At 52.8% G+C, this 22960-nt stretch carries 24 protein-coding genes and 2 tRNA genes; 19 read left to right on the top strand and 7 right to left on the bottom strand.

Annotation, left to right across the window (positions count from 1 at the left end; all coding sequences use genetic code 11):
• Positions 1 to 314: 314 nt before the first annotated feature.
• Together ribA and NQ012_RS01360 are read right to left on the bottom strand one after the other, a co-directional pair.
• A complete protein-coding gene (ribA, locus tag NQ012_RS01365; protein WP_257065673.1) occupies positions 315 to 902 on the bottom strand; it encodes a GTP cyclohydrolase II in 588 nt (195 codons plus the stop codon).
• Positions 895 to 1563: a hypothetical protein gene (locus tag NQ012_RS01360; RefSeq protein WP_257065808.1), complete on the bottom strand. Its 669-nt coding sequence runs from the start codon at positions 1561 to 1563 to the stop codon at positions 895 to 897. Before NQ012_RS01360 ends, ribA begins: the two co-directional genes overlap by 8 nt.
• A 166-nt stretch (positions 1564 to 1729) precedes the next feature.
• Between NQ012_RS01360 and NQ012_RS01355 the strand changes: the two genes are divergently transcribed.
• From NQ012_RS01355 to NQ012_RS01280, 16 genes are all read left to right on the top strand, one after another.
• Positions 1730 to 1814 (top strand) — tRNA-Leu (locus NQ012_RS01355).
• A 221-nt stretch (positions 1815 to 2035) separates the two neighbouring features.
• Positions 2036 to 3238: a tyrosine-type recombinase/integrase gene (locus tag NQ012_RS01350; protein WP_257065672.1), complete on the top strand. Its 1203-nt coding sequence runs from the start codon at positions 2036 to 2038 to the stop codon at positions 3236 to 3238.
• Positions 3239 to 3371: 133 nt separating this feature from the next.
• Positions 3372 to 4067: a hypothetical protein gene (locus NQ012_RS01345; protein WP_257065671.1), complete on the top strand. Its 696-nt coding sequence runs from the start codon at positions 3372 to 3374 to the stop codon at positions 4065 to 4067.
• Positions 4068 to 4243: 176 nt separating this feature from the next.
• Entirely contained in the window at positions 4244 to 4486 is a 243-nt protein-coding gene (locus NQ012_RS01340; protein WP_257065670.1) for a helix-turn-helix transcriptional regulator, read from the top strand.
• Positions 4483 to 5082, top strand: a complete 600-nt coding sequence (locus NQ012_RS01335) for a hypothetical protein (RefSeq protein WP_257065669.1) — start codon at positions 4483 to 4485, stop codon at positions 5080 to 5082. The genes NQ012_RS01340 and NQ012_RS01335 overlap by 4 nt, the downstream gene beginning before the upstream one ends.
• Positions 5079 to 5204: a hypothetical protein gene (locus NQ012_RS01330; RefSeq protein WP_257065668.1), complete on the top strand. Its 126-nt coding sequence runs from the start codon at positions 5079 to 5081 to the stop codon at positions 5202 to 5204. The genes NQ012_RS01335 and NQ012_RS01330 overlap by 4 nt, the downstream gene beginning before the upstream one ends.
• A gap of 359 nt (positions 5205 to 5563) precedes the next feature.
• Complete coding sequence (locus NQ012_RS01325) at positions 5564 to 5752, top strand: hypothetical protein (RefSeq protein ID WP_085365897.1); 189 nt, start codon at positions 5564 to 5566, stop codon at positions 5750 to 5752.
• Between the two features lie 2 nt (positions 5753 to 5754).
• A complete protein-coding gene (locus NQ012_RS01320; protein WP_257065667.1) occupies positions 5755 to 6123 on the top strand; it encodes a hypothetical protein in 369 nt (122 codons plus the stop codon).
• Positions 6120 to 6374 carry a hypothetical protein gene (locus tag NQ012_RS01315; RefSeq protein WP_257065665.1) on the top strand — a complete coding sequence of 85 codons (255 nt, stop codon included), beginning with the start codon at positions 6120 to 6122 and terminating at the stop codon, positions 6372 to 6374. The genes NQ012_RS01320 and NQ012_RS01315 overlap by 4 nt, the downstream gene beginning before the upstream one ends.
• Positions 6371 to 6532 carry a hypothetical protein gene (locus NQ012_RS01310; protein WP_257065663.1) on the top strand — a complete coding sequence of 54 codons (162 nt, stop codon included), beginning with the start codon at positions 6371 to 6373 and terminating at the stop codon, positions 6530 to 6532. The genes NQ012_RS01315 and NQ012_RS01310 overlap by 4 nt, the downstream gene beginning before the upstream one ends.
• A 181-nt stretch (positions 6533 to 6713) precedes the next feature.
• On the top strand, positions 6714 to 7799 hold the full coding sequence (locus tag NQ012_RS01305; RefSeq protein ID WP_257065661.1) for a DUF7146 domain-containing protein: 1086 nt from the start codon (positions 6714 to 6716) through the stop codon (positions 7797 to 7799).
• The gene (locus tag NQ012_RS01300; RefSeq protein WP_257065660.1) at positions 7796 to 9703 is read left to right on the top strand and encodes a DUF927 domain-containing protein; all 1908 of its coding nucleotides are present in this window, start codon (positions 7796 to 7798) and stop codon (positions 9701 to 9703) included. Before NQ012_RS01305 ends, NQ012_RS01300 begins: the two co-directional genes overlap by 4 nt.
• 1113 nt (positions 9704 to 10816) lie before the next feature.
• Entirely contained in the window at positions 10817 to 11071 is a 255-nt protein-coding gene (locus NQ012_RS01295) for a type II toxin-antitoxin system HicA family toxin (protein ID WP_257065659.1), read from the top strand.
• A complete protein-coding gene (locus NQ012_RS01290) occupies positions 11068 to 11403 on the top strand; it encodes a type II toxin-antitoxin system HicB family antitoxin (protein ID WP_085365890.1) in 336 nt (111 codons plus the stop codon). The genes NQ012_RS01295 and NQ012_RS01290 overlap by 4 nt, the downstream gene beginning before the upstream one ends.
• A 269-nt stretch (positions 11404 to 11672) precedes the next feature.
• A complete protein-coding gene (locus NQ012_RS01285) occupies positions 11673 to 12269 on the top strand; it encodes a hypothetical protein (RefSeq protein ID WP_257065657.1) in 597 nt (198 codons plus the stop codon).
• A 297-nt stretch (positions 12270 to 12566) separates the two neighbouring features.
• Positions 12567 to 13181: an MlaC/ttg2D family ABC transporter substrate-binding protein gene (locus NQ012_RS01280; RefSeq protein ID WP_257065655.1), complete on the top strand. Its 615-nt coding sequence runs from the start codon at positions 12567 to 12569 to the stop codon at positions 13179 to 13181.
• Between the two features lie 391 nt (positions 13182 to 13572).
• Here NQ012_RS01280 and thiD read toward each other — a convergent pair whose 3' ends face one another.
• Both thiD and NQ012_RS01270 read right to left on the bottom strand, forming a co-directional pair.
• Positions 13573 to 14394, bottom strand: coding sequence for a bifunctional hydroxymethylpyrimidine kinase/phosphomethylpyrimidine kinase (gene thiD / locus NQ012_RS01275; RefSeq protein ID WP_257065654.1), 822 nt, complete (start codon positions 14392 to 14394; stop codon positions 13573 to 13575).
• A gap of 225 nt (positions 14395 to 14619) precedes the next feature.
• Entirely contained in the window at positions 14620 to 15930 is a 1311-nt protein-coding gene (locus NQ012_RS01270; protein WP_257065653.1) for a sulfate adenylyltransferase subunit 1, read from the bottom strand.
• 397 nt (positions 15931 to 16327) lie between these two features.
• On the opposite strand from NQ012_RS01270, the gene exaC reads away from it, so the two are divergent.
• Positions 16328 to 17848, top strand: a complete 1521-nt coding sequence (gene exaC, locus NQ012_RS01265; RefSeq protein ID WP_257065652.1) for an acetaldehyde dehydrogenase ExaC — start codon at positions 16328 to 16330, stop codon at positions 17846 to 17848.
• Positions 17849 to 17960: 112 nt separating this feature from the next.
• Here the strand turns inward: exaC and NQ012_RS01260 are convergent.
• Both NQ012_RS01260 and NQ012_RS01255 read right to left on the bottom strand, forming a co-directional pair.
• Positions 17961 to 18051: transfer RNA gene (locus NQ012_RS01260), tRNA-Ser, on the bottom strand.
• A 111-nt stretch (positions 18052 to 18162) separates the two neighbouring features.
• Positions 18163 to 20073, bottom strand: a complete 1911-nt coding sequence (locus NQ012_RS01255) for an ATP-binding cassette domain-containing protein (protein WP_257065651.1) — start codon at positions 20071 to 20073, stop codon at positions 18163 to 18165.
• Positions 20074 to 20217: 144 nt separating this feature from the next.
• On the opposite strand from NQ012_RS01255, the gene NQ012_RS01250 reads away from it, so the two are divergent.
• Entirely contained in the window at positions 20218 to 20742 is a 525-nt protein-coding gene (locus NQ012_RS01250; protein WP_257065650.1) for an RDD family protein, read from the top strand.
• A gap of 249 nt (positions 20743 to 20991) precedes the next feature.
• On the opposite strand, the gene NQ012_RS01245 is transcribed toward NQ012_RS01250, so the two are convergent.
• On the bottom strand, positions 20992 to 21786 hold the full coding sequence (locus tag NQ012_RS01245; RefSeq protein WP_257065649.1) for a 3'-5' exonuclease: 795 nt from the start codon (positions 21784 to 21786) through the stop codon (positions 20992 to 20994).
• Positions 21787 to 22011: 225 nt separating this feature from the next.
• On the opposite strand from NQ012_RS01245, the gene NQ012_RS01240 reads away from it, so the two are divergent.
• Complete coding sequence (locus tag NQ012_RS01240; protein ID WP_257065648.1) at positions 22012 to 22800, top strand: DsbC family protein; 789 nt, start codon at positions 22012 to 22014, stop codon at positions 22798 to 22800.
• Positions 22801 to 22960 lie beyond the last annotated feature (160 nt).

The raw sequence follows: 22960 nt of genomic DNA, 5'->3' as shown, positions 1-22960 counted from the left end.
CTCCTCTTGGGAATGGGAAACCGCTTTCCCCAATTATTCGGGCGGTTCCGTTAAACGTTCAATATGGTGTTCGGGAAAACGGCGGCCGTGTAGTGCGGCGTAGCCGGTTCATTCGGCAATATATAGTAAAGGTTTTGCGGTGTAAAGAAGGCGGCTGCCATTCGGCGGCAGGTGTTTGAAAAAATCAATTGAAATTGAATGATAAGGTTCGGAAAAGTGGTCGATGGCATCGGTTTTATGCAACAGGCCGTCTGAAACGTTCAGACGGCCTGTAAACGATGTTGGGTTTTCAGAGCGGCTTAGTAACACAGTTGCTAAAACCAATGGCCGAGTTTTTCGGCTTTGGTGTGGAGGTAACGTTCATTTTCTAGATTCTCGCCCACTTGCAGCGGTACGCGTTCGGCCACCTTGATGCCCGCGTCGGCCAGCACCTGCACTTTTTCAGGGTTGTTGGTTAAGAGCTTCACTTCTTTCACGCCCAAATGCTCGAAAATATGCTTGGCCAGCGTAAAATCGCGGGCATCTACCGGCAGGCCCAGCGCCACATTGGCCTCCACCGTGTCCAAACCCTGATCTTGCAGCTGATAAGCGCGGATTTTGTTGATCAGGCCGATGCCGCGTCCTTCTTGGCGCAGATACACAATCACGCCACGGCCTGCTTGCTGAACCACCTGCATGGCTGCCTGAAGCTGCGGGCCACAATCGCACTTTTGCGAAAACAGCGCATCGCCGGTTAAGCATTCGGAATGTATGCGCGCCAACACCGGTGCTCCGTCGGTGATGTCGCCCATGGTTAACGCCACATGCTCCTGCCCGTTTGCTTCTTCAAACCCGTGCAGGGTAAACACACCCCACTCGGTGGGCAGGCGGCAGGCGGCGATAAATTTCAACGGTTCAGTCATTTTGTTCCTCTTGGTGTTCGGGTTTCAGCAAAGCGGCCATCGGCTCGGCCAGCGCCAGAGCCAGCGCCACCCAATCGGCTTGAACGGCTTCGGTGAGCGCCGCCTTGCTTTCGTATTCCACATGCACGACACCGAGCACGCTGCCGTTTTCGGTGCTGACCGGCAGCGACATCTGGCTTTGGCTGCGGCCGTTGTGGCTGCCTTCGAGTGCTTCCGAAGAGAGCCAGTGCGCCACATCTTCCGCCAGGTTCAGCCAGCCGGTTTGCGCCGAACGCACGGGCAGGTGGAAGCGGGAATTTTCTTCGCTAACCGGCAGCCGTTGCGCCAACACCTGCCCCTGCTGCGCCAAGCGCAGCAAAAACGGGCCTGGTTCGGACGGCAGCAGCGCATACACCACCGCGCTTTGTGCGGCGGCGGTGCGGCTGTAGGCCGAATCCAAAGCCATGAAAATCTGCTTAAGCAGGGTTTCGTTTTCGGGCGTGGGGGCGATATGCTCCGACAGCACGGCATCGTCTGCGGCATACCACAAAACCCCGCGGTCGATTTCGGCGCGGCCGTTGTGCATCACCGTTTGCGCCGCCAGCACGCCCACGCGGATATCGTCTTCGGGCAGCCGCAAGCCTTGCGTTTGCAAATAATCGCGGATCAGCGAAACAGGCATATCGATGCTTCCTTTTTCTTGCGTTAATTCGGTATTGAGGCCGTCTGAACGTTTCAGACGGCCTGTTCGGGTGTTTCGGATAGGTGAGTGCATTATACCTTTTTTCAAGCGCGGCGGATTTGCATCTCCGTTAACTTTCGGTATAATCCTGCCTTTCATATTCTATGCGGAAGTGGCGAAATTGGTAGACGCACTGGATTTAGGTTCCAGCGCCGCAAGGTGTGAGAGTTCGAGTCTCTCCTTCCGCACCAAACTCAAAAAACAACAGCCTTTCGGGGCTGTTTTTTTACGTCTATACCCATCTACCCAAATACACAAAAAACCAAGCCCAGCAAGGCTTTTAGTCTGATAAAGAGCTGTTTCAGACGGCCTTTATTATCTACACCAATCTACACCCGTCTTATTGAATCAACAAAAAATTTACGGTATTTTTAGCGGTATCCGAAAATACCACAAAAAAAGTACCGTAAAAATGCCGTTGAACGACCGCCAAATAAAGAACACCAAACCCGCCGACAAGCCCTATAAGCTGACAGACGGGCGCGGCTTGTATCTGTTGGTAAAACCAAACGGTGGGAAGTATTGGCGGCTTGATTATTCAATAGACCGAAAAAGAAAAACGTTTGCAATCGGCGTTTACCCCATTATCGGCTTGGCGGAAGCACGGGGAGCCGCTGAAAATGCCCGCCGCCTGATTGCCATAGGGCAAGACCCCAGTACAGCCAAGCAACAGGCCAAACAGGAACGGCAGGCCGCCTTGCTGAATACCTTTGAAGCAATAACGAAGCAATGGCACACAAAGAACCTGCCCCGCTGGAAAGAGAAACACGCGGCGCGGATTATGCAGTATTTTGAAGCAGACGTTTTCCCGCATATCGGCAACCGCCCGATTAAAGAATTACGGGTAAGCGATATAAAAAACGTAATCGAACATATCGCCGAGCGGGGCGCATTGGAAACGGCAGAAAAAATCAGGCAATGGATAGGCAGCGTTTTCAACCATGCCGCTTTGCTGGAGCTTACCGACGGCAACCCCGCCGCCCCGCTTGTCGGTTATCTGCCTAAACGGCAGGCCGTTCATATGCCCGCCTTGCCGCGCGAAGAGCTAACCGAGTTTTTCAGACGGCTGATGCTGGCCGATACACATCAGCAAAACCGCCTATGTGTGATGCTGATTATGCTTTGCTTTGCCCGTAACACCGAAATACGCGGCGGCAGATGGCAAGAAATCGACTTTGACAAGAAAACATGGACGATACCCGCCGAGCGTATGAAACGCCCCCGAGCGCATATTATCCCGTTGGCAGACTGGCCGCTTGAGTTATTGCAAGAGCTACACGCCATAACGGGGCACAGCCCGTTTCTGTTCCCCAGCCGCACCGCCATAGACGGCCATATCAGCGAAAACACGGCAGGCAAAATCATTAACGGCATGGGATACAAAGGCATAGCCACGCCGCACGGCTTCCGCAGCCTTGCAAGCAGCGTATTAAACGAACAGGGCTTTAACCCCGATGCCATCGAACGGCAGCTTGCCCATATCGACGACAACAAAATCAGAGCAGCCTATAACCGTACGGACTACATGGCCGAACGGGTAGAGATGATGCAATGGTATTCAGATTATTTGCGCGCCCGCTATGATAAAGCGCGGGCGTTGATTCAGGGCGGTTAAAGGCCGTCTGAAACGTTACAACCACACCTAGCCTGCGATTAGCTACCAAGGGCGAAAACAAGGTCATTCTCCCTGCCTGCCTTGCTGGTGTGGTTTCCTGATTTATTGGCGGGGGGGGTAGAAGGTAGGGATTATGAAGAATGACCGCACACCACAAAAGGAAGGGCTGCAACAATTTTTTGAACGAAATTGCGTATTAAGTTCAATTAATAAATATCGGGAACAGCTTGAAGAAAATTCTTTAGAAAGTATAGTTAAAAAGCATTATGAATATGTTAAAAAACAAGAAGATGAACTGCGGCAGCGAATGCAGTTTTTAGCTGGTGCTGTAGATATATCTGCTGATAAAACTATTAATAAATATCGGGAACAGCTTGAAGAAAATTCTTTAGAAAGTATAGTTAAAAAGCATTATGAATATGTTAAAAAACAAGAAAATGAACTGCGGCAGCGAGTGCAGTTTTTAGCTGGTGATGTAGATATATCTGCTGATAAAACTATTGTTTCTGAAGCTGTTAGGGGTGTAGGCGTTACGGTAAGCAACAGAGAGCCGCCTATTCGATTGATTAGGGAAGATGACTATGATGGGTTGTTATCAGCTTTAGCGCGGCTTAATGGCTTAAAATCTGCTAAATCAGATAAGGTACAAGCTAAAAAAGAAAAGCGGGCAGAAATGATAAAGAAATACGAAGCAAGCGGTATGAGTAGAAATAACTTTGCGGCGGCTTATGCTTCAAGCTTTGGGTATGTCTGTTCTACTGCAAGAGATTATTTGAAGAGTGGTAACTTATTGAAGTTTAAAGAAAATAATCCTGATTTATTTAATTAAATTAAAGTGGAAAAAGCTAGCCGTTTCCCATGTATAGCTACTAGTCTTTTCCATTGGAAGTAGTCGGTTAATTCCATTATGCAGCTTATTATAAGCGGCTATATTTATTCCCGTGTATTCCCCCTGCTATCAAGCAATAACGGAATACACGGGAATTTTTATTTGGAGCTTAAACTATGGAAAACATTTCTATCCGTATGCTTCGCCTGCCCGATGTGATGGCAGTTACAGGGCTATCACGGGCGGCGATTTATGCCAAAAACAATCCGAAAGACAAAGCGCGGTTTGATGCCGATTTTCCCCAGCGTGTGCAGTTGTCGGCCAATGCCGTTGCGTGGCCGTCTGACGGCTTACAGGCGTGGCTTGATAAGCGCATTGCAGCGAGCCGTAAACAACACCAGCAAGGAGCGAAGGCATGAAAAACGATATTCTTTTAAATGATTTAGATGATTTTTTGACGGTTTATGTAGCGCGTGTGTCAGCGGGCTGCGCAAAAGAGCCTAATGACTTGACGTATATCGTGCGCTGTGGTGCGCCTGATGATAACCGTGAAGGGTTTGAACGGCGAAATGGCGGCCAAACGCGCTTTCTTTCGTTTTTTGCCGACCCATACGGGCATTTGCCTACCGCAGTACGGGTTGACCGTGAGACCGATTCGGAATCATTGGGTGCGGCGCGTGAATGGCTGTATATCGAAGCGGCGGGCAACAAACAAAGTAAAAGCGGTATCGGTTTTATCGCTGACGGAGCGTTTGCGCCTGAAAAAGTGCAGTTGGAATTAATCAGCCGCATTGCTTCGCTACTTTTCCGAGACCGTGAATATTTGGCGGCGATGCCGTGGGCGCAATTTGAAGTGCTGGCGGTAGAAATGACGCAAAAAGGCGTATCGCTGGTGCATGACGGCTGGTGTGAACAAACCGTGTTTGATAAACGGCTTGTGCGTTTGTTTAAGCAAACTGCCGAGTGCCTGAAACACAAGCGGCCTATGCTTTCCCGTCAAGGGATTGTGCAATGAGTGCCGTGGCAGCCCCAAAAACCAAAACCGCCAAACCTGAAACAGGTAAGGCGGCTTGGTTAGGGGGGGCCAAAACGGCTTATAAAAACTTTGATTGTGATTCAAAGGAAACATTATGTTAATGCAGTTTTTATCAACATATCAAGCATTTTCGGGCGATATGGGCGTAAACCGCCGTATCCTGCTTGACGTTTTAATCAGACGGTTGCACAATGAATCCGCTGCTTTCAATCAAGCGGCAGGGTTTAGCAGCCCTAATACAACACGGCAGACAAGCCGCCGTTATCCCATATCGGGCGGCATTGTTACGTCTGCATTCCCTTGTTGTACCTTTTCCTACGGGGAACAGGGGAACGGGAGGCTTTACGCCTGCTGGAAACGTGTTGTCCAGTCTGCTAACCCGTTCCTTTTGTTCCCCGCCCTCACGTTTAGCAGCGTGAAACGGGGCATTAAAAACCAACACGAAAAGGTACATATCATTATGCGTAAAATCCGTAAGGGCTATTCACGCCCGCTTATTTCCCGTTCTATCCGTTCTTTTGATTCTTTGGCCGATGCAGGCCGCTTTATTGACCGCCTGACGGCTTCCAACACCAACGACTACCGCTTCAATATCGTGCAAAACGGCACGCGCTGGACGGTGTGCAATGTGATTAGCGGGGAGGTGTAATCATGGAATCTTTGAATCCTAAAAACCCTAAATTTTCCTTCAACACTAACTTTCAGACGGCCTTACCTGCATTGTTGGCAAACGGCGCGGCCATTGATAACGCCAAAGTGTTAAGTTCTGAATATTCGGATTATCTGCAATCATGCGCGGAAACGGCCAACCGTTCCTTATTGGCTGCACTGTTTATGATGAACCGTTTGGCCGAAGTAAACCGACAAGCAGCCGCGCATTGTCGGGTAGATTTGCAAGAAGTGGAAGATACCTTGCGGGATTTGACCGCCGTTGTGAGTGAAACTTCCCCTGTTTTAATGGCTATGGCGGTGGATTTGGCTTTAGCCGGTGTTCAGAATGAACAAAAGGGGGATTCATGATGCAAACCGCAGCCAATCCCCTGTATATCACGTCCCATCATACCCATGCTGCTTTTGCGGCGGCTTTCCAAGCCCTAAACGGCCTTGCCGCCTGCTATCCGGCGGTGTGGTTCGGTATGTTGCTGGACGGCGGCAAGTGGCTGGTGTTCCGTATTCGTGAGCAATACCGGCGGGGCATAACGTTTGATGCGCCTGCAAGCGTTTCAGACGGCCTTTTTTCAGACAACCCGAACGGAAAGGCGGAATCATGAATATCTGTGTTTTGGCGCGCCTGTTTGAAGCAGATACGGCAGCCGAAGCCGTCGGGTATAGCGAAACCATACCCAATAATCCCGCTTATGGGCGTTTGTGCTTGATGCAGCTTGCAAGTGGTAAATGGGCGGTGTGTCTGTGTCGTGGCGGCGGATAAGGCCGTCTGAAAATGCGGGAATGCGTAAAACCGTCTATTTTTCGTTTAAAGCATATTTCCGCCTTCGGGTATATAAACCCCATTATCCAATCGTTAAATCCCCTAATTTTGCATATTTAAGCCCTTAGCGCGTGTTTTACGCACTAGGCAGGGGGCTTTCAGCCTTAAGAAAGGCAAAATCATGACTAAATCAACAGAAAACCATCAAAACAGGCCGCCTTACCGCCTTGCCGATGTGAAAGAAACGGCGCGGGGGCGTTGGCCTGAAATCCTGCGGGCTTTGGGTGTGCCGGAAAGCTACACCGATACCCGCAAACACCAGCCCTGCCCATCATGCGGGGGAAAAGACCGTTTCCGCTTTACCGACCATAAACAGGGCGGCGGCTTTATTTGTAACCATTGCACGCCCGACGGGGGCAGCGGCTTTGATTTGCTGATGCTGGTGTACGGCTATACGTTTGCGGAGGCGGTTAAAGCCGTGGCCGTGATATTGGGCTTAGATGGTGGGCATATCGCCCCTTCTGTGGCGAAAATCCCGCCAAAGCCCGCCGACACGGAGCAAGACGGCAAACGAAGAATCGAACGCCTGCTTACTTTGTGGGCGGAATGCCTGCCGTGGAATACAGACGGCATGATTGGGGATTATCTGTATGGGCGCGGTATTCCCCTGCCTGAAAAATTGCCCGTTTCAGACGGCTTGCGCCTACATAAACGGCTGCCTTATTGGCATGAAGGACGGGTATTGGGGCATTTCCCCGTGATGGTGGGGCTGTTTCAGGATATAGCGGGCAAACCGTGCGGCCTGCATATCATTTATTTGCAGACGGCCTCATACAACGATTTGCCTGTAAAAGCGGCGTTGTTCGACCCGAAAAACCGCGAGCGTCTGCCAGCTAAGAAAATGCGGAGTGCGGGCGCGGGAAGCCTTACCGGCGCGGCCATACGGTTGTTTGAGCCTGAAAACGGCGTTTTGGGCGTTTGCGAAGGCATAGAAACGGCTTTTGCGGCGCGTTATGTATCGGGTGTGCCTATGTGGGCGTGCGGTTCGGCGCATGGCATTCAATCGCTGGTATTGCCTGACGGTATCCGCGAGCTTGTGATTATTGCTGATAACGATGCCAACGGCACGGGCATAAACGCGGCGCGGGCTTTGCAGCGCAAATATCAGAAAGGCTTAGACAGTATCAAGATTTGGCAGCCTGACACGATGGGTGCGGACGCGCTGGACGTGTTGGCGGCGCAAGTGCAGAAAGGGGCGGCAGCATGACAGATGAAACCAAAAACAACGGCAAGGGCGTTTCAGACGGCCAAAACGGCGAAAATCAAGGCAAGCTGCGCATGGTTAAGGGTAAGGCGGGCAAAAGCCGTAAAAACGCGCCTGAAAGCGATTTTGACGCATTGGCTGCGATTCAGTCGGCAGGCGGTACGCCGATAGAGCCGTTTTACGAAAACCGCCGCGAGGGATTGTTTTATACCGGCGTGGGCATAACGCGCGAGAGTGGCGAACCCTACCATCTGCCGCCTTTACATATTGCCGACAATATCGAACTGGTGGGGCGCGGTGTCGGCGATGATGAAAAAGAATACCGCATTATCGAATACCGGCGGCGCGGCGAAAACACGCGCAAACAGGCGGCCTTGCCGTTGGAAACGGTAGGTACGCCCGCTTGCTGGTGTTTTCTGCGCGGTTTAGGTATCGGGATTAAATCCAGCGGTAAGGCAATGGCGGCATTAGCCGATTATCTGCAATGGCAAGGCGATTTTACCGACTGGCAGATAGCCAACCGCGGCGGCTGGCTGAATGACGGTTATACCGGTTATGTACTGCCCAGCGGCGAAATTATCGGCCATGCAGGCGGTAAGGTTATCTATAACGGCGACACCAGCAAAAAAGCTGCTTATGCGGTATCCGGCAGCCTTGAATCATGGCGGGCGGAAATTGCCCGTTATGCGGTAGGAAACAGCCGCTTGATGCTGGCATTGGGAACTGCCTTTGCTTCGCCGCTGCTTGCGCCTATGAAGCTGGAAAACGGCGGCTTCCATCTGTTTCAGGCTTCCAGCGGCGGTAAAACCACTACGGCCATGCTTGCACTTTCCGTTTTCGGCAACCCCGACAAACTGAAAAACACTTGGAAAGCAACCGCGCTGGCTATTGACAATATCGCCGCTGCAACGTCTGACGGCTTTATGGTGCTTGATGAAATATCGCAAGCACGGGGCAATGACGTTAGCAGCGTGGCCTATTCGCTGTTTAATGGCGTGGGTAAGCTGCAAGGGGCAAAGCAAGGCGGTAACCGCGAGCGGCTGGAGTGGCGCGTTTTATTGCTTTCTACGGGGGAATTTGACGCGCTGCATTACATGAAACAGGCGGGCTTTGAATGGAATGCGGGGCAGAATGTGCGTTTGCCGTCTATTCCCGCCGATGCCGGTAAAGGTTTCCGCGTATTTGACACCCTGCACGGCTTTTCAGACGGCGCGGTTTTTGCTGAAACATTGGAGCAGTCGGCCAAACATCATTACGGCCATGCGGGGCGCGAATTTGTGCAGTATATCGCCGAAGCCATGCAGCAGGATAAGGCGGGGTTTATCGCCAAAGTAAACGGCCTTTGCGCTGCTTTCCGAAATGCCCTGCCGCCCGATTTGAGCGGGCAGCCCGCGCGTGTGGCTAAACGCTTTGCATTGGTTGCAGCCGCATTGGAACTGGCAACCGAATGGGGCATTACGGGCTTTAATTCGGGCGACGGTGCGGCCGGTGTGCTTGCCTGCTTCGATGCTTGGTATGAGCGCGAAGGCAAAGGGAACTATGAAGAGCGGCAGATACTGCAACGGGCAGCCGATTTTATCCAGTCTAAAGGTAATTCCGAGATGTTCGGGCGGCTGGAATCAATAGGCATTGACGGCGGCCATCAAACCAGCCGTTACCATGCAGGCTATGTAGAGCAGAGAAACGGCTATCCGCCCGTGTACTATCTGACCCGTGAAGCCTTCGAAATCGAAATCTGCGGCGGTTACGATAAAGATTTTGTGTGCAAAGTGCTTTATGACGCGGGCTGGCTGCAAAAGAGCAGCAACCGATGGACGAAACAGCTTAAACGGGCAGGGATAAGCACGGCATGGTTTTATGTGCTGGCAGGCGACCAGCCGCCGCAAAAAGAACCGGCAGAGGATTAGCATAAACGGGGGTTAAACATGCTGATTTTGCTTAACTCTCGTTACGCGCGTAAAAAATATTGGTTACTTTGGTTACTCGATATATATCTTATTGTTTTATATTGATAATCAGGTATTTTGAGCTTGGTTACTCGTTGGTTACCGCTTGGTTACCGTTGGTTACTTTCAGACGGCCTAGCCCCGCTTGATAGCCGTTTTGTTTTATTTAACAACATCTTAATATGATAACCAAGATTTTACACTTTAAAATCATAAGGTTACATAAAGGTAACCAAGCGGTAACCAGCAAGTAACCAAAAATTTCATCACTTTTTTATTTAAAATCAACGAGGTAACTAAAGTAACCAAGTTTTCGAGGGTGTGTTATATATTTTTTTGCGGAAATGGTGTTTTAAATGATAGACGGTATCATTAGTGGTAAGCTGACAAGGCCGCCCAAAAGGCTGTTCACAGTACGCGGCAGCGTCTATGTGATAGCGAAAATGAATGTGCATACATACAGGGTAGGCAGCCCGCCGATATACGCTAACATAATTGCGTTTGACAGCCGCGTATGCGCCTATTTACTGGAAAGGAAGCAAGGGGAAACCCTATCATTGGGTGGCATCATTACGCTTAAATTAACGGCAGAATACGGGCAGACGGAAATAGAATTGGACTTAACCGTGAAAACCATCATGACGGGCTACCATATCGGGCAGGCGGCAGGCAAAGGCCGATTGTTTGAACATTGGCTGGCGTGAAAGTGCTAAGGTACTTTCCGGTGTTTGATTCATGCGGGTAATTCGCACCGAGTTTTTTGTGAAGTGTAGCGGGTGTATAGCTTCCTTACTGGCTTTTGTTGAATGGGTAGGGGGTGTTAAAAGTTCGGGCGGCTTATATTCCTAGACCGCCCGCCCTCCCATTCGCAGAATTTTTTTCCGTGGAGAGTTGTTAAAGCTGTTTTTTAACAGTCTGATTAACATTAACTTTTTGATATTTTATTGCGTGGTTTTCAATGGTTTCAGACGGCCTTAAAATACGGCGGTTGCTTACCCCGTGATAGTGGTTAAGGTTGCCATGCCGCCCGCCTTGTTTTAGAATGGTACTAAATATTAGTGCCATTTTGTTTTTATGAAAAAGAAACACCAAAGAACGCTTGCTTTAATATTCAGCCGCCCCGTATCCGGCAGCATCAAATGGGCGGATATTGAAGTTCTGTTTGTCGAATTGGGCGCGGAAATACAAGAAAGAGAAGGTAGCCGTGTGGCTGTAATCCTTTTCGGGCAAGTGAAAGTGTTTCATAGGCCGCATCCAAGCCCTGATACAGATAAAGGCGCAGTTGCGAGCGTGCGTAAATGGTTGGAAGAAAACGGAGTAAAGCCATGAACAATGTAATGGAAATCAACGGTCATAAAGCTATTATTCAATACGACCCTGAAACCGAGTTACTGCGCGGCGAGTTTGTCGGCCTTAACGGTGGGGCGGATTTTTACGCCGATAACGTGGCAGACTTGCACAAAGAGGGTGAGGCCAGTTTGGCGGTTTTTCTCGATGTGTGCAAAGAAAAAGGTATTGAGCCGTATAAACAGTATTCAGGCCGCTTTAATGTGCGGGTAAGCCCTGAAACCCATGCAGCGGCGGCGGCGGCGGCAGCAGCGCAAAATATCAGCCTGAATGAATGGGTAAACCGTGCAATCAGCCAATCCGCCCATGCCTGAAAAATGATTTTTTACCAGCTTGCCCCTCAGCCGAAAAGGTAAAAAATACCCTAAAACCGCTTTGACTTTTGCAAAGATACGGTACTTTTTACGGTATTTTTTGATTTTATATTTATAAATATTAAAAATATCATAATGTTATTTTAAGAGTTTGCGTCTCTCCTTCCGCACCAAACTCAAAAAACAACAGCCTTTCGGGGCTGTTTTTTCATTTCGTATGAAAGTGTCTGGGCAGCTTTCTGTTTGAAAAAGCGTTGATTGGCTATACAATGCATGCTTTTGCCGAAACGTATCTGTTTATGCTGTATCACTTTCTACGCGACATGTGGGACATCTTGCGCCTGCGTTATAAAAATCCCGCCGACTACCGTTATTCGCTGGCCGTTTCCGCCGCCGTGCTGCTGCTGATCGGTTTGGTGAACGCGGCCGCTACGGCGCCTTTGTTCGGCAAAAGCCCGGCGGTAGTTACGCTGGCCGTGTTGCTGACGGTGTTGAAATGCGGCGTGTTGAGCCTGGTGATGGGGCGGATGTTGTCGCGCGGCGCGGCCAAGTTGCCGTTATGGGGGTTTGTGTTGGCTTCCGAAGCGTTGTCGGTGCCGCTGCTGGCTTTGTTTTACGCGCCTGCTTTGGCGGCTGCGGGGATGTTTTGGCAGATTTGGATATTTGTCGCGCAGGCCGTGGGATTGATTAGAATGAGCGGCCAGCCGGGCTGGCGGGTGATGTTGGGCTACTTGGTTTATGCGGTGCTGACCGTGGTGGCAGGCAGTGTGCTGATGATGGTGTTGGCTCAAATCGGTCTGATTGATTTGGGTGCGCTCACCGAACAGGCGAGGGTGATTTTGGAATCCCAGCCTCAGGCCCGTTAGGTTGGTTATGCGGTAACCGATTGTGGCAAAAGGCCGTCTGAATAATGTTTCAGACGGCCTTTCGTTTTTTCGGGCAAATACGGCGGTTGTTTCGGAAAGATGTTTCGGCGTGCCGGCAGGATTGTTTGTGTTTGGTGAGGGTTTTTATGCCGAAGTGAAGGCCGTAACGCTTATTTTGCAGTTTTTAATGCAAGGTAACGCCGCTTTGTTGTTAAATACGGCCGTTTCATAAGGAAGCGGGGTTTCCGATGCCTTGTGAAGCAACGGCACACTTTTTTATTTTCGAGAGAGAAAAATATGAACAAACTGATGGCTGTTTTGCTTGCCGCGCCTGTTGCGCTGGTGTCGCCTTATGCCGCCGCGCAAGTCCAGCAGCATCCGGCACAAGTGCAGGCGCAGCAGAATATTGATACGGTGTTGAAGGTGGCGCGCAACGGCGGTTTGAGTGAGCAGCAGAAAATCCGCCAAATCGAGGGCTATGCCGACGGTTTTCTAGATTACCAACGCATTTCGGCGCTGGCCGTAGGTTTGCCGTGGCGAGAGTTTTCGGCCAAGCAGAAAACCGATTTTATCGCGGCGTTTAAAGAAATGATGATTTCGATGTATGCGCGCTCCGCCTTGATGGGCGCTGCCGATGCGCAGGTGAAGCTGCTGCCTAAAATCACCGATAACGGCAACAATAAGGTGGACGTGTTTTCTGAAATCCGCACCAAAAACGGCAAAAAATACGAGGTGGCCTACCAGCTCTATAAAGTGGGGCCGGTATATAAGGTGTATAACATCCGTGTCGACGGGGTGAGCTTGGTTACAGTTTATCGAAACCAATTCAATGAGTTAATCAAACAGAAAGGTATCGACGGCGCGATAGCCACCGTGCGTGCCAAAGGCTTGAAAAAAGCAGAATCGTTGTGATGCGGAAACGATACGGTATCAAAACAAGAGCCGTCTGAAACATTTCAGACGGCCTTTTGCGTTGTAATAAATTTGAAATAAAATTGCTTAAATCAGCAGGCGGTTTTGGTGCGGGCAGTTTTGCCGTCCGCAGGCTTAACCGGGGCTTGGAAAGCACGTTTGGCCGCCTGGAAGATAGCTTGACGTCTGCGGTGTTGCATCATCGTCTCCTTTCGTTGTTGTTGTCGTGACGTGAGATTCAAGCAATATAATGGCTTTAGCTGTTTATTACAAGCCTTGTTTTGATAAACATTGTTTATTCCTGCTAAGAGTGCATGCTTTGCAACGGTTTCAGACGGCATATAGTGTACAAACTTATTACGCTGCTGCCTTGTTAATGTTATCCACCCGGTCAGTCGCGGTAATGCCGCCAGAAATGGGCCAGCGGGCCGCGGCCTTTGCCGATGCGCCAGCCCAAGCCCGCTTCGATGGCGCCGTGCAGGTAGGTTTTGGCGGCCGAAACGGCCGTGCTCAGGTTGCCGCGCTGGGGGCGCAGGGCGGCGATGGCGGCGGCAAGGGTGCAGCCTGTGCCGTGGGTATTGCGGGTGTCGATGCGGCCGTTGCGGAAGCATTGCGGTTGGTGGTCGGCCACCAGCAGCCAATCACGCGCTTCTTTGCTGTGTTCCCAATGGCCGCCTTTGAGCAGTACGGCTACTGCGCCTTTTTCCATGAGTTGCCGGCCCTGTGCCAGCATTTCGTCTTCGTTTCCGGCCGGGCTGTTGCCGGTGAGGGCGGCCAGTTCGTTGATGTTGGGGGTAACGAGGTCGGCCAGCGGCAGCAGTTCGTTGCAGAGGGCTTCTACGGTGTCTTCCTGCGCCAGTTTTTCGCCGGAGGAGGCGGCTAGCACGGGATCGAGCACAACGAAGGCGTTGTTGTATTTGCGCAGGGCGGCGGCTACGGCGTTGATGGTGGCGGTGTCGGGCAGCATGCCGATTTTCACGGCGTCGATGCGGATGTCGGAAAACACCGATTGGCATTGGGCGGCCACAATGTCGGCCGGCACGGGGTGTACGGCCTGCACGCCTTGGGTGTTTTGTGCGGTAACGGCGGTGATCACGCTGGTGCCGTAGGCACCGAGCGCGGCAAAGGTTTTTAAATCGGCCTGAATACCTGCGCCGCCGCCGGAATCGGAGCCGGCTATGGTGAGGGCACGGGTAAAAGGTTTGCTGGGCATGGAATATCCTTGCAGTGGTGTGTATGCGGAATGCGGTTGCGGCAAAGCAAACGGCTGCCTGGGTTTAGAGGTGCCGTTTTTATTTTGGTTTCATTATAGGGTAAACGGTTTTTAATCAAACAGGATATTGCTCGAACGGTTGAAAAGGCCGTCTGAAAGTGTTTCAGACGGCCTCGGTGTTAAATAGCAGTTGAATGTTGGAAGGGCAGCTTCTGACGACACGCCCTAAATTTCGAAGGTGCTCTCTTGGGCGCTGCTGCGTATCATGCCGGCGGCCACGGTGTGGTTGGTGGCTTCGTCTATCAGGATAAACGCGCCGGTGGCGGGGTTTTCGGCATAGGTGGTGGCGGCCAGCGGCTGCTGGGTTTTGAGGCTGACGCTGCCGATGTCGTTTAGCTTCAATTCGCCTGCCGACTGCACGCGGCTTAAGGTGTGCACGTCCCACACGTAGGCGATTTCGCTGATGCGGGCGGCGGTAGTTTGGGTGCCTTGTTTGAGCAGGTATTTGCGGCGCAGGTTGAGCGGGGTTTCGTCGAACCAGCACAGTGCGGCTTGGAAGTTTTGCTGCGGCTCGACGGGGCTGTTTGCCGCAACGATGCTGTTGCCGCGCGAGATGTCGAGGTCGGTGTCGAGCGTGAGGGTGATGACTTCTCCTGCTTCGGCTTCGCCGGTGCGGCCTTTGGGGCCGAAGATGTCGGCGATTTTGGCGGTTTTGCCGCCGGGCAGCACTTTGATTTCGTCGCCGCTTTTCAGACGGCCCGCTTCCAAACGGCCTTGATAGCCGCGGAAGTCGTCGCTGCTGCTGCCGTCTTGGCGTGCGACACGCTGCACGGGAAAGTGGGCGGGCAGGGCGGCGGCGTTTTTACGCGTTACGGGCAGGCTTTCCAGCAGAGGCAGCAGGGGCAGGCCGTTATACCACGGCGTGCGGGTGCTGGGGTTGACGATGTTGTCGCCGTTGAGGGCGCTGATGGGCAAAAAGTACACTTGCGCTTCCAGCCCGATTTGTCCGGCCAGTTTCTGATAGGCGCGGGTGATGGCTTGGTATTTGTTTTCGTCGAAATCGAGCAGGTCGAGTTTGTTGACGGCCACGATAATGCTGGGGCAGCCCAGCAGTTTCAGGATGGCGCTGTGGCGTTTGGTTTGCGGCAGCAGCACGGGTTCGGCACCGCCGAAATCGACGCGGGTGGCATCCACCAGCACGATGGCGGCGTCGGCGGTGGAGGCGCCGGTAACCATGTTGCGGGTGTATTGTTCGTGGCCGGGGGTGTCGGCGATGATGAATTTGCGCGCGGGGGTGGCGAAATAACGGTAGGCCACGTCGATGGTGATGCCTTGTTCGCGTTCGGCGGCCAGGCCGTCGGTGAGGCTGGCGAAGTCGGGCGTTTGGCCGTTTTGCGCGGCTTGGTCGAGTTTGGCGAGCTGGTCGGTTAACAAGGTTTTGCTGTCGTAGAGCAGGCGGCCGATCAGGGTGGATTTGCCGTCGTCAACGCTGCCTGCGGTGATGAAGCGGAGGAGTGGGGCGGTGGTGGCGGTCATGATGGGTTCCTGATTTAAATGTGCGCTACTTTAATCAGGCCGTCTGAAAAAGGGAAAGAATGGTTGGTTTTAATATAAGATGTTTTTGTTATAACAGGCCGTCTGAAAAAATTTGGGCAGGTTTCAAACGGCCTTTATGTTGTCCGGCAGCGGCATTGTTGAATTCCCCTGCAAAATAACAGGTTGTTTTCTAAAAAAACATCATCTATACTCGACCGCACAGGCTCGAAGAAGTTTTTTGGGGCCTGAACAAACAGCATGTGGATTGGATAGTTTATTGATATTTATGGGTTTTATCATGTTTAAAAAAATGATTTTTACATAAAATTTAGTAAAGCAATCTGTATCTGCACGCTGCCATACCTATAAAAGAATTTGTTTACTTAGGAGATATCAAATGAAATATGCAGCACCGAACACAGAAGGCAGCATCGTTCAATTCAAAGCGCAATACGAAAACTATATCGGCGGCAAATGGGTTCCCCCCGTCGGCGGCGAATATTTCGACGACATCAGCCCCGTTAACGGCAAACCTTTTGCCCGCGTGCCCCGCTCGCAGGCGGCCGACGTGGAAAAAGCGCTGGATGCCGCCCATGCCGCAAAAGAAGCCTGGGGCAAAACCAGCGTAACCGAGCGCAGCAACCTGCTGTTGAAAATCGCCGACCGCATCGAAGCCAACCTCGAAAAAATCGCCGTCGCCGAAACTTGGGAAAACGGCAAGCCCGTGCGTGAAACGCTGGCCGCCGATATTCCGCTGGCCGTGGATCATTTCCGCTATTTCGCCGGCGTGATCCGCGCTCAGGAAGGCGGTATTTCCGAAATCGACCACGACACCATCGCCTACCACTTCCACGAACCCCTGGGCGTGGTCGGCCAGATTATTCCGTGGAACTTCCCCATCCTGATGGCCGCTTGGAAAATCGCCCCCGCGCTGGCCGCCGGCAACTGCATCGTGCTCAAACCCGCCGAACAAACCCCCGTTTCCATTCTCTATCTGTTGGAAATCATTGAAGATTTGCTGCCCGCGGGCGTGCTGAATATCGTTAACGGCTTCGGCGTGGAGTGCGGCAAACCGCTGGCGCAAAACCCGCGTATCGCCAAAGTGGCCTTCACCGGCGAAACCGGCACCGGCCGCCTGATTATGGGTTACGCTGCCGAAAACATTATTCCCGTTACCCTCGAATTGGGCGGTAAAAGCCCGAGCATCTTCTTTGAAGACGTGATGGATAAAGACGACGATTTCTTCGATAAATGCCTCGAAGGCTTCGCCATGTTTGCCTTGAACCAAGGAGAAGTCTGCACCTGTCCTTCGCGCGTGTTGGTGCAGGAATCCATTTTCGAAAAATTCATGGAACGCGCCATCGCCCGCGTGAAAGCCATTAAAGTGGGCGACCCGCTCGACACCGAAACCATGGTGGGCGCGCAAGCCAGCCAAGAGCAGTTCGATAAAATCACCAAATATCTGGATATCGGCAAGCAGGAGGGTGCCAAAGTGCTGACCGGCGGCGGCATCCGCCATGAAGACGGCGACCGTGCCAACGGTTTCTATATCGAACCCACTGTGTTCCAAGGCAATAACGGCATGCAGATTTTCCGCGAAGAAATCTTCGGCCCGGTGTTGGCGGTAACCACCTTCAAAGACGCCGAAGAAGCGCTCGCCATCGCCAACGACACCATGTTCGGCCTCGGTGCCGGTGTGTGGAGCCGCAATGCCAATACCTGTTACCGCATGGGACGCGGTATTCAGGCAGGCCGCGTGTGGACCAACTGCTATCACCTCTATCCCGCACACGCCGCTTTCGGCGGCTACAAACGCTCGGGCATCGGCCGTGAAAACCACAAAATGATGCTTGAGCACTACCAGCAAACCAAGTGCCTGTTGGTGAGCTACTCACCCAAAGCATTGGGCTTCTTCTGATAAACCCGTTTGGATAAAGGCCGTCTGAAAAGCGAAGCGTCAATTTCCGCCCCACTTTTTCAGACGGCCTGAAATAAAGAAACCCGAGCTTCAACAGCTCGGGTTTGGTATCTGGCAGAGAGGAAGGGATTCGAACCCTCGATACGCTATTCACGTATACACGCTTTCCAGGCGTGCGACTTCAACCACTCATCCACCTCTCTAAGGGAAACGGGATTATACGGGGTTTGTGCTGCGCTGGCAATATTCTGAATAATACTTTGCACTTGCGGGCAATAATGTCTTTCAGACGGCCGTCTGAAACTGCGGCCGGTTTAACCGGCGCCGTTTTTCTTGTTTTCCAATATTTCCCAGCGTTCCAGTTTTTCCAACAGCAGCATTTCGATTTCCTCTGCGCGCGTTTGCAGGACGCCGGCTTTTTCGTAGTCTTTGAAGATTTCGGGGTCGGAAAGCTGCGTGTTGAGTTCGGCCTGTTCGTTTTCCAGGGCGGTAATTTCTTCGGGCAGGGCGTCGAGTTCGCGCTGTTCTTTGTAGGAAAGTTTGACCGTGCGGTTGGCTTTGCGCTCGGTTTTTTCGCTTTCGGAAGGTTTGTCGGTTTTGGGCGCTGAGGCCGTCTGAAAAGCCTGTTCGCGTTTTTTGGCATCGAGATAGTCTTCATAGCCGCCGATGTATTCTTTCAGACGGCCTTCGCCTTCAAACACAATGCTTTGCGTAATCACGTTATCCAAAAACATCCGGTCGTGGCTGACCAGAAACACCGTTCCCTGATAATCGCGCAACAGTTCTTCGAGCAGCTCTTGCGTGTCGATGTCCAAATCGTTGGTCGGTTCGTCGAGCACCAGAATATTGGCGGGCTTGGTGAACAGCTTGGCCAGCAGCAGGCGGTTGCGTTCGCCGCCGGAGAGCGAGGAAACGGGGCTTTGCGCGCGGGCGGGGTGGAATAAAAAGTCTTCCAGATAGCTCATCACGTGCTTTTTCTTGCCGCCGATTTCCACATAATCGTTGCCTTGCCCGAGCGTGTAGAACACGGTGTCGTTTTCGTTGAGCGCGCTGCGGAACTGGTCGAAATAGGCCACTTCCTGTTTGCTGCCGATGCGGATGCGGCCGTAGGTGGGCTGCAATTCGCCCAAAATCAGCTTTAAAAATGTGGTTTTGCCGATGCCGTTGGGGCCGATTAAGCCGATTTTGTCGCCGCGCTGGATAACGGCGGAGAATTTATCGATGATGACTTTGTCGCCGTATTGGAACGAAGCGTGTTCCAGCTCGGCGATGATTTTGCCGCTTTTCTCGCCGCTGTCGAGCTTGAAATTCACCTGCCCCTGCACGTTGCGGCGCTCGGCGCGTTGGCGGCGCAATTCTTCCAAACGGCGCACGCGGCCTTCGTTGCGGGTGCGGCGCGCTTCGATGCCTTTGCGTATCCAGGCTTCTTCTTGGGCGTGGAATTTGTCGAACAGGCGGTTGTGTTCGGCTTCAACGGCCAACTCCTGCGCTTTTTTCTCGCTGTATTTGGAAAAACTGCCGGGGTAGGAGCGCAGCGTGCCGCGGTCGAGTTCGACGATGCTGCCGGCGATGTTGTCGAGAAAGCGGCGGTCGTGGGTGATGACCACGATGCTGCCTTCAAAGGCTTTGAGCAGGTTTTCCAGCCAGATGATGGCGTCGATGTCGAGGTGGTTGGTGGGTTCGTCGAGCAGCAGGATATCGGGCTTCTGCACCCACGCCTGCGCCAGCGCCACGCGTTTTTTCTGGCCGCCGGAAAGGTTGCCGATCAATTCGTTTTCAGGCAGGCCCAGTTCGCTGACGGCCTGCTTGATGGCGGCGTCGAACTGCCAGCCGTTTTGCGCTTCCAATTCGGTTTGCACGTCGTGCAGCGCTTTCAACAAAGCATCGTCGGTGCCGTTTTCCAGCTCGCGGCTGATGCGGTGGTAGCGGCGCAGGATGTCGCGCAGGCCGCCCAAACCTTCGGCCACCACATCGAACACGCTCTCTTCGGGATTGAAAAACGATTCTTGCGGCACATACACGGTTTTCAGGCCGTTTTGCAGAATCAGCTGGCCGTCGTCGGCTTTTTGCACGCCCGCCAGAATTTTCAGCAGTGATGATTTGCCCGCGCCGTTGCGGCCGATCAGGCCGACTTTTTCGCCGCTGTTAAGCTGGAACGAGGCTTTGTCGAGCAGGGCGACATGGCCGACGGCGAACGAGAGGTTTTCTGCTTGCAGGATATTCATGGTTTCGGGCGCGTAAAAAGCGTGTATTTTAATGGATGAGGCCGTCCGAACAAAATGTTTCAGACGGCCTGCCGCCGCGCCGCTATACGCTGTGCCGTTATCCGCTATAATAGCCGCCTTGATTATCGTGCCGCTTTTTATTTTATGACCCTGCCTGCCGTTTCCCTAAAACGCCGCCTGATTGCGCTGCTGTATGAAGCGCTGCTTGCGGGTGCCGTCGGCGCGGTGGCCGCGCTGCTTGCCGGTGTGGCCGCCACGCTGCTCAACACCGTTTCCCATATTTTGTCCAGCCTGGCGGCCACGCTGATTCCGCTGGCGGTGTGGTGGTTTTATTTCAAGGCCAATTGGTATAAAAAAGGGCAAACGCTGCCGATGCGGGTGTGGGGCATAGGGTTGGCCGACGCGTCGGGTGCGCGCCCGCCGCTGCGGCAGTTGCGCCTGCGCTTTATGTGGGCGTGTGTGTTGGTTATTTTTGTGCCTATGCTGGCTTATTCGGCTTTGCGCCACTTCGGCCAAATCCCCCCGCGGCCGGCTTTCGGCGCGGCGCTGGTTTGGTGGATACTGCCGTGGGGCTTTGCTTTGTTGAATCCGGACCGCCAGTTTTTATACGATTATCTGGCGGGAACCCGTTTGGTGGATGTGCGGGAGAAGCGCAAGGGTGGGGATTGAGCGGCGGCACCTTGAAATTTCTGCGTTATGCCCGGGTTTGACCCGGGCATTTTTCAACGGTTTTCACAAATTTAAGATACTCGGACAAGGCCCGGGTATGGCCGGGTTGAGACCTTTGCAAGTTGTTTAGGCCGTCTGAAACATCCAGCTGTCGTTATTAACTTCGCAAGTCCGCTGCGCGGAAATGACGGGATACAAACATTTTCAGGTTTGAATTTGTTTTTTTGCAGAGGCTCCGGCGGCCAAAAATTACCGCCATGCGGTGCAGAATTCGGCCCAATGGGCTTTTTCTTCGGCCAGCGTTTTCAAGTAGCCTTTCATGCGTTTGATTTCCAGCTCGTATTCGTCGGCATCGAGTGCGCCGCTCATCATGCGGAAGCGCAGATACATTAAATAAGTGTTGGCAGCATCGGTTTCGCAATAGTCGCGGATGTCTTTCAGACGGCCTGCATGGTAGGCTTCCCACACTTTGCTGCCGTCCATGCCGAGTTTGCCGGGAAAGCCGCACAGTTTGGCCATGTCGTCGAGCGGCACACTGGCGCGCGGTTGGTAGAGGGCGAGCAGATCCATCAGGTCGCAATGGCGGCTGTGGTAGCGGCTGATGTAGTTGTTCCATTTGAAGTCGCGGCTGTCGCCGAAATCGCCTTCGCCCATGTCCCAATAGCGGGCGGCGGGGATGCCGTGTATCAGGGCGCGGTAGTGCAAAACGGGCAGGTCGAAGCCGCCGCCGTTCCAGCTCACCAGCTGCGGCGTGTGGGTTTCGACCAGATCGAAAAACTTGGCGATCATGGTTTCTTCGTCGTCGCTGGTTTCGCCTATGGTGCCGACATGGATTTTATCCTGCCCCCAACGCATACAGCAGGAAATCGCCACCACCCGGTGCAGGTGGTGCTGCATGAAGTCGCTGCCGGTTTGGGCGCGGCGTTTTTGTTGGGCGAAAACGACCGCATCGGCATCGCTTACGCTGTCGGGCAGTTCATAAAGGGTGCGTATGCCCTTCACATCGGGCACGGTTTCGATATCGAAGGCTAGAATCGGGGTCATGGCCGAGGCTCCGTATAAGGTTGCAGCATTGTGGCATGAAGCGGCGTGTGCGCCAAGTGTGGTGTGAAAATATCATTTTCGGGGCGGAAATTCATGTTTTAACGGAAAGAAACGCAGAGTTTGGTAAAATGCGTGTGTTTAAAAGGCCGTCTGAACGTTTCAGACGGCCTTGAGAGCTTTTCAGGCGGGTCGACAACCCCGCACATAAATGATACGAGGAAATACATGAAATTCATCAAACAACCGCTGCTGCACGCTTTGCTGTTGGTTTCGCTGGCCGCTTGCGGTCAAACGCCGGTGAAAAACGGCCAGGCAGGCACGGAGCCGCAAAAGGCGCAGGCCGAAGCCAAAACAGGCGCCGAAGCAGCCATTAAGGCCAAGCTGGAAAAAACCTATGCCGAGCAGAAATTGAGCGTGCAAAGCGTGCGCCCCACGCCTATCGGCGGTATTTACGAAGTGGTGGTGTCGGGCAACCAAATTATCTACACCGATGCCAAAGCCGACTATATTTTGCAGGGCAACCTGCTCGACATCAACAAGCGCGTCGATCTGACCGAAGAGCGCATGGCCGAGTTGAGCACCGTCGAATTCGATTCGCTGCCGCTCGATAAAGCCATTAAAGAAGTGCGCGGCAACGGCAAACTCAAGGTGGCGGTGTTTTCCGACCCCGACTGCCCGTTCTGCAAACGTTTGGAACACGAGTTCGCCAAGATGACCGACATCACCATTTATAACTTTATGATGCCGATTGCCAGCCTGCACCCCGATGCCGCCCGCAAGGCCGAACAGATTTGGTGTCAGAAAGACCGCACCGCCGCATGGACGGCTTGGATGCGCGAAGGCAAAATGCCGCCGCAGGTTGTGGACTGCGAAAATCCGGTGGCAGAAACCACTTCGCTGGGCGAGCAGTTGGGCTTCCACGGCACGCCGGCGCTGGTGTTCCCCAACGGGCGCACGCAAAGTGGCTACAGCCCGCTGCCGCAGTTGCAGAAAACGATTGAATCCAATCAATAAAATACGGGGCCGTCTGAAAAACATGCTGTGTTAAGCACGGCAGAAAATATTTCAGACGGCCTGCTGCGGCCGCAAACATGATTTTGACCATAAAAACGGCAGGCTGCCGGGCCGACAGCTTGGCAAGACGGTTTTATCCCCCGCACCCAATCGGGTAAAC

It is taken from the genome of Neisseria dentiae (assembly GCF_024580525.1).
GTDB classification, from domain to species: domain Bacteria; phylum Pseudomonadota; class Gammaproteobacteria; order Burkholderiales; family Neisseriaceae; genus Neisseria; species Neisseria dentiae_A.
This window is presented reverse-complemented; position numbering and strand designations above follow the sequence as displayed.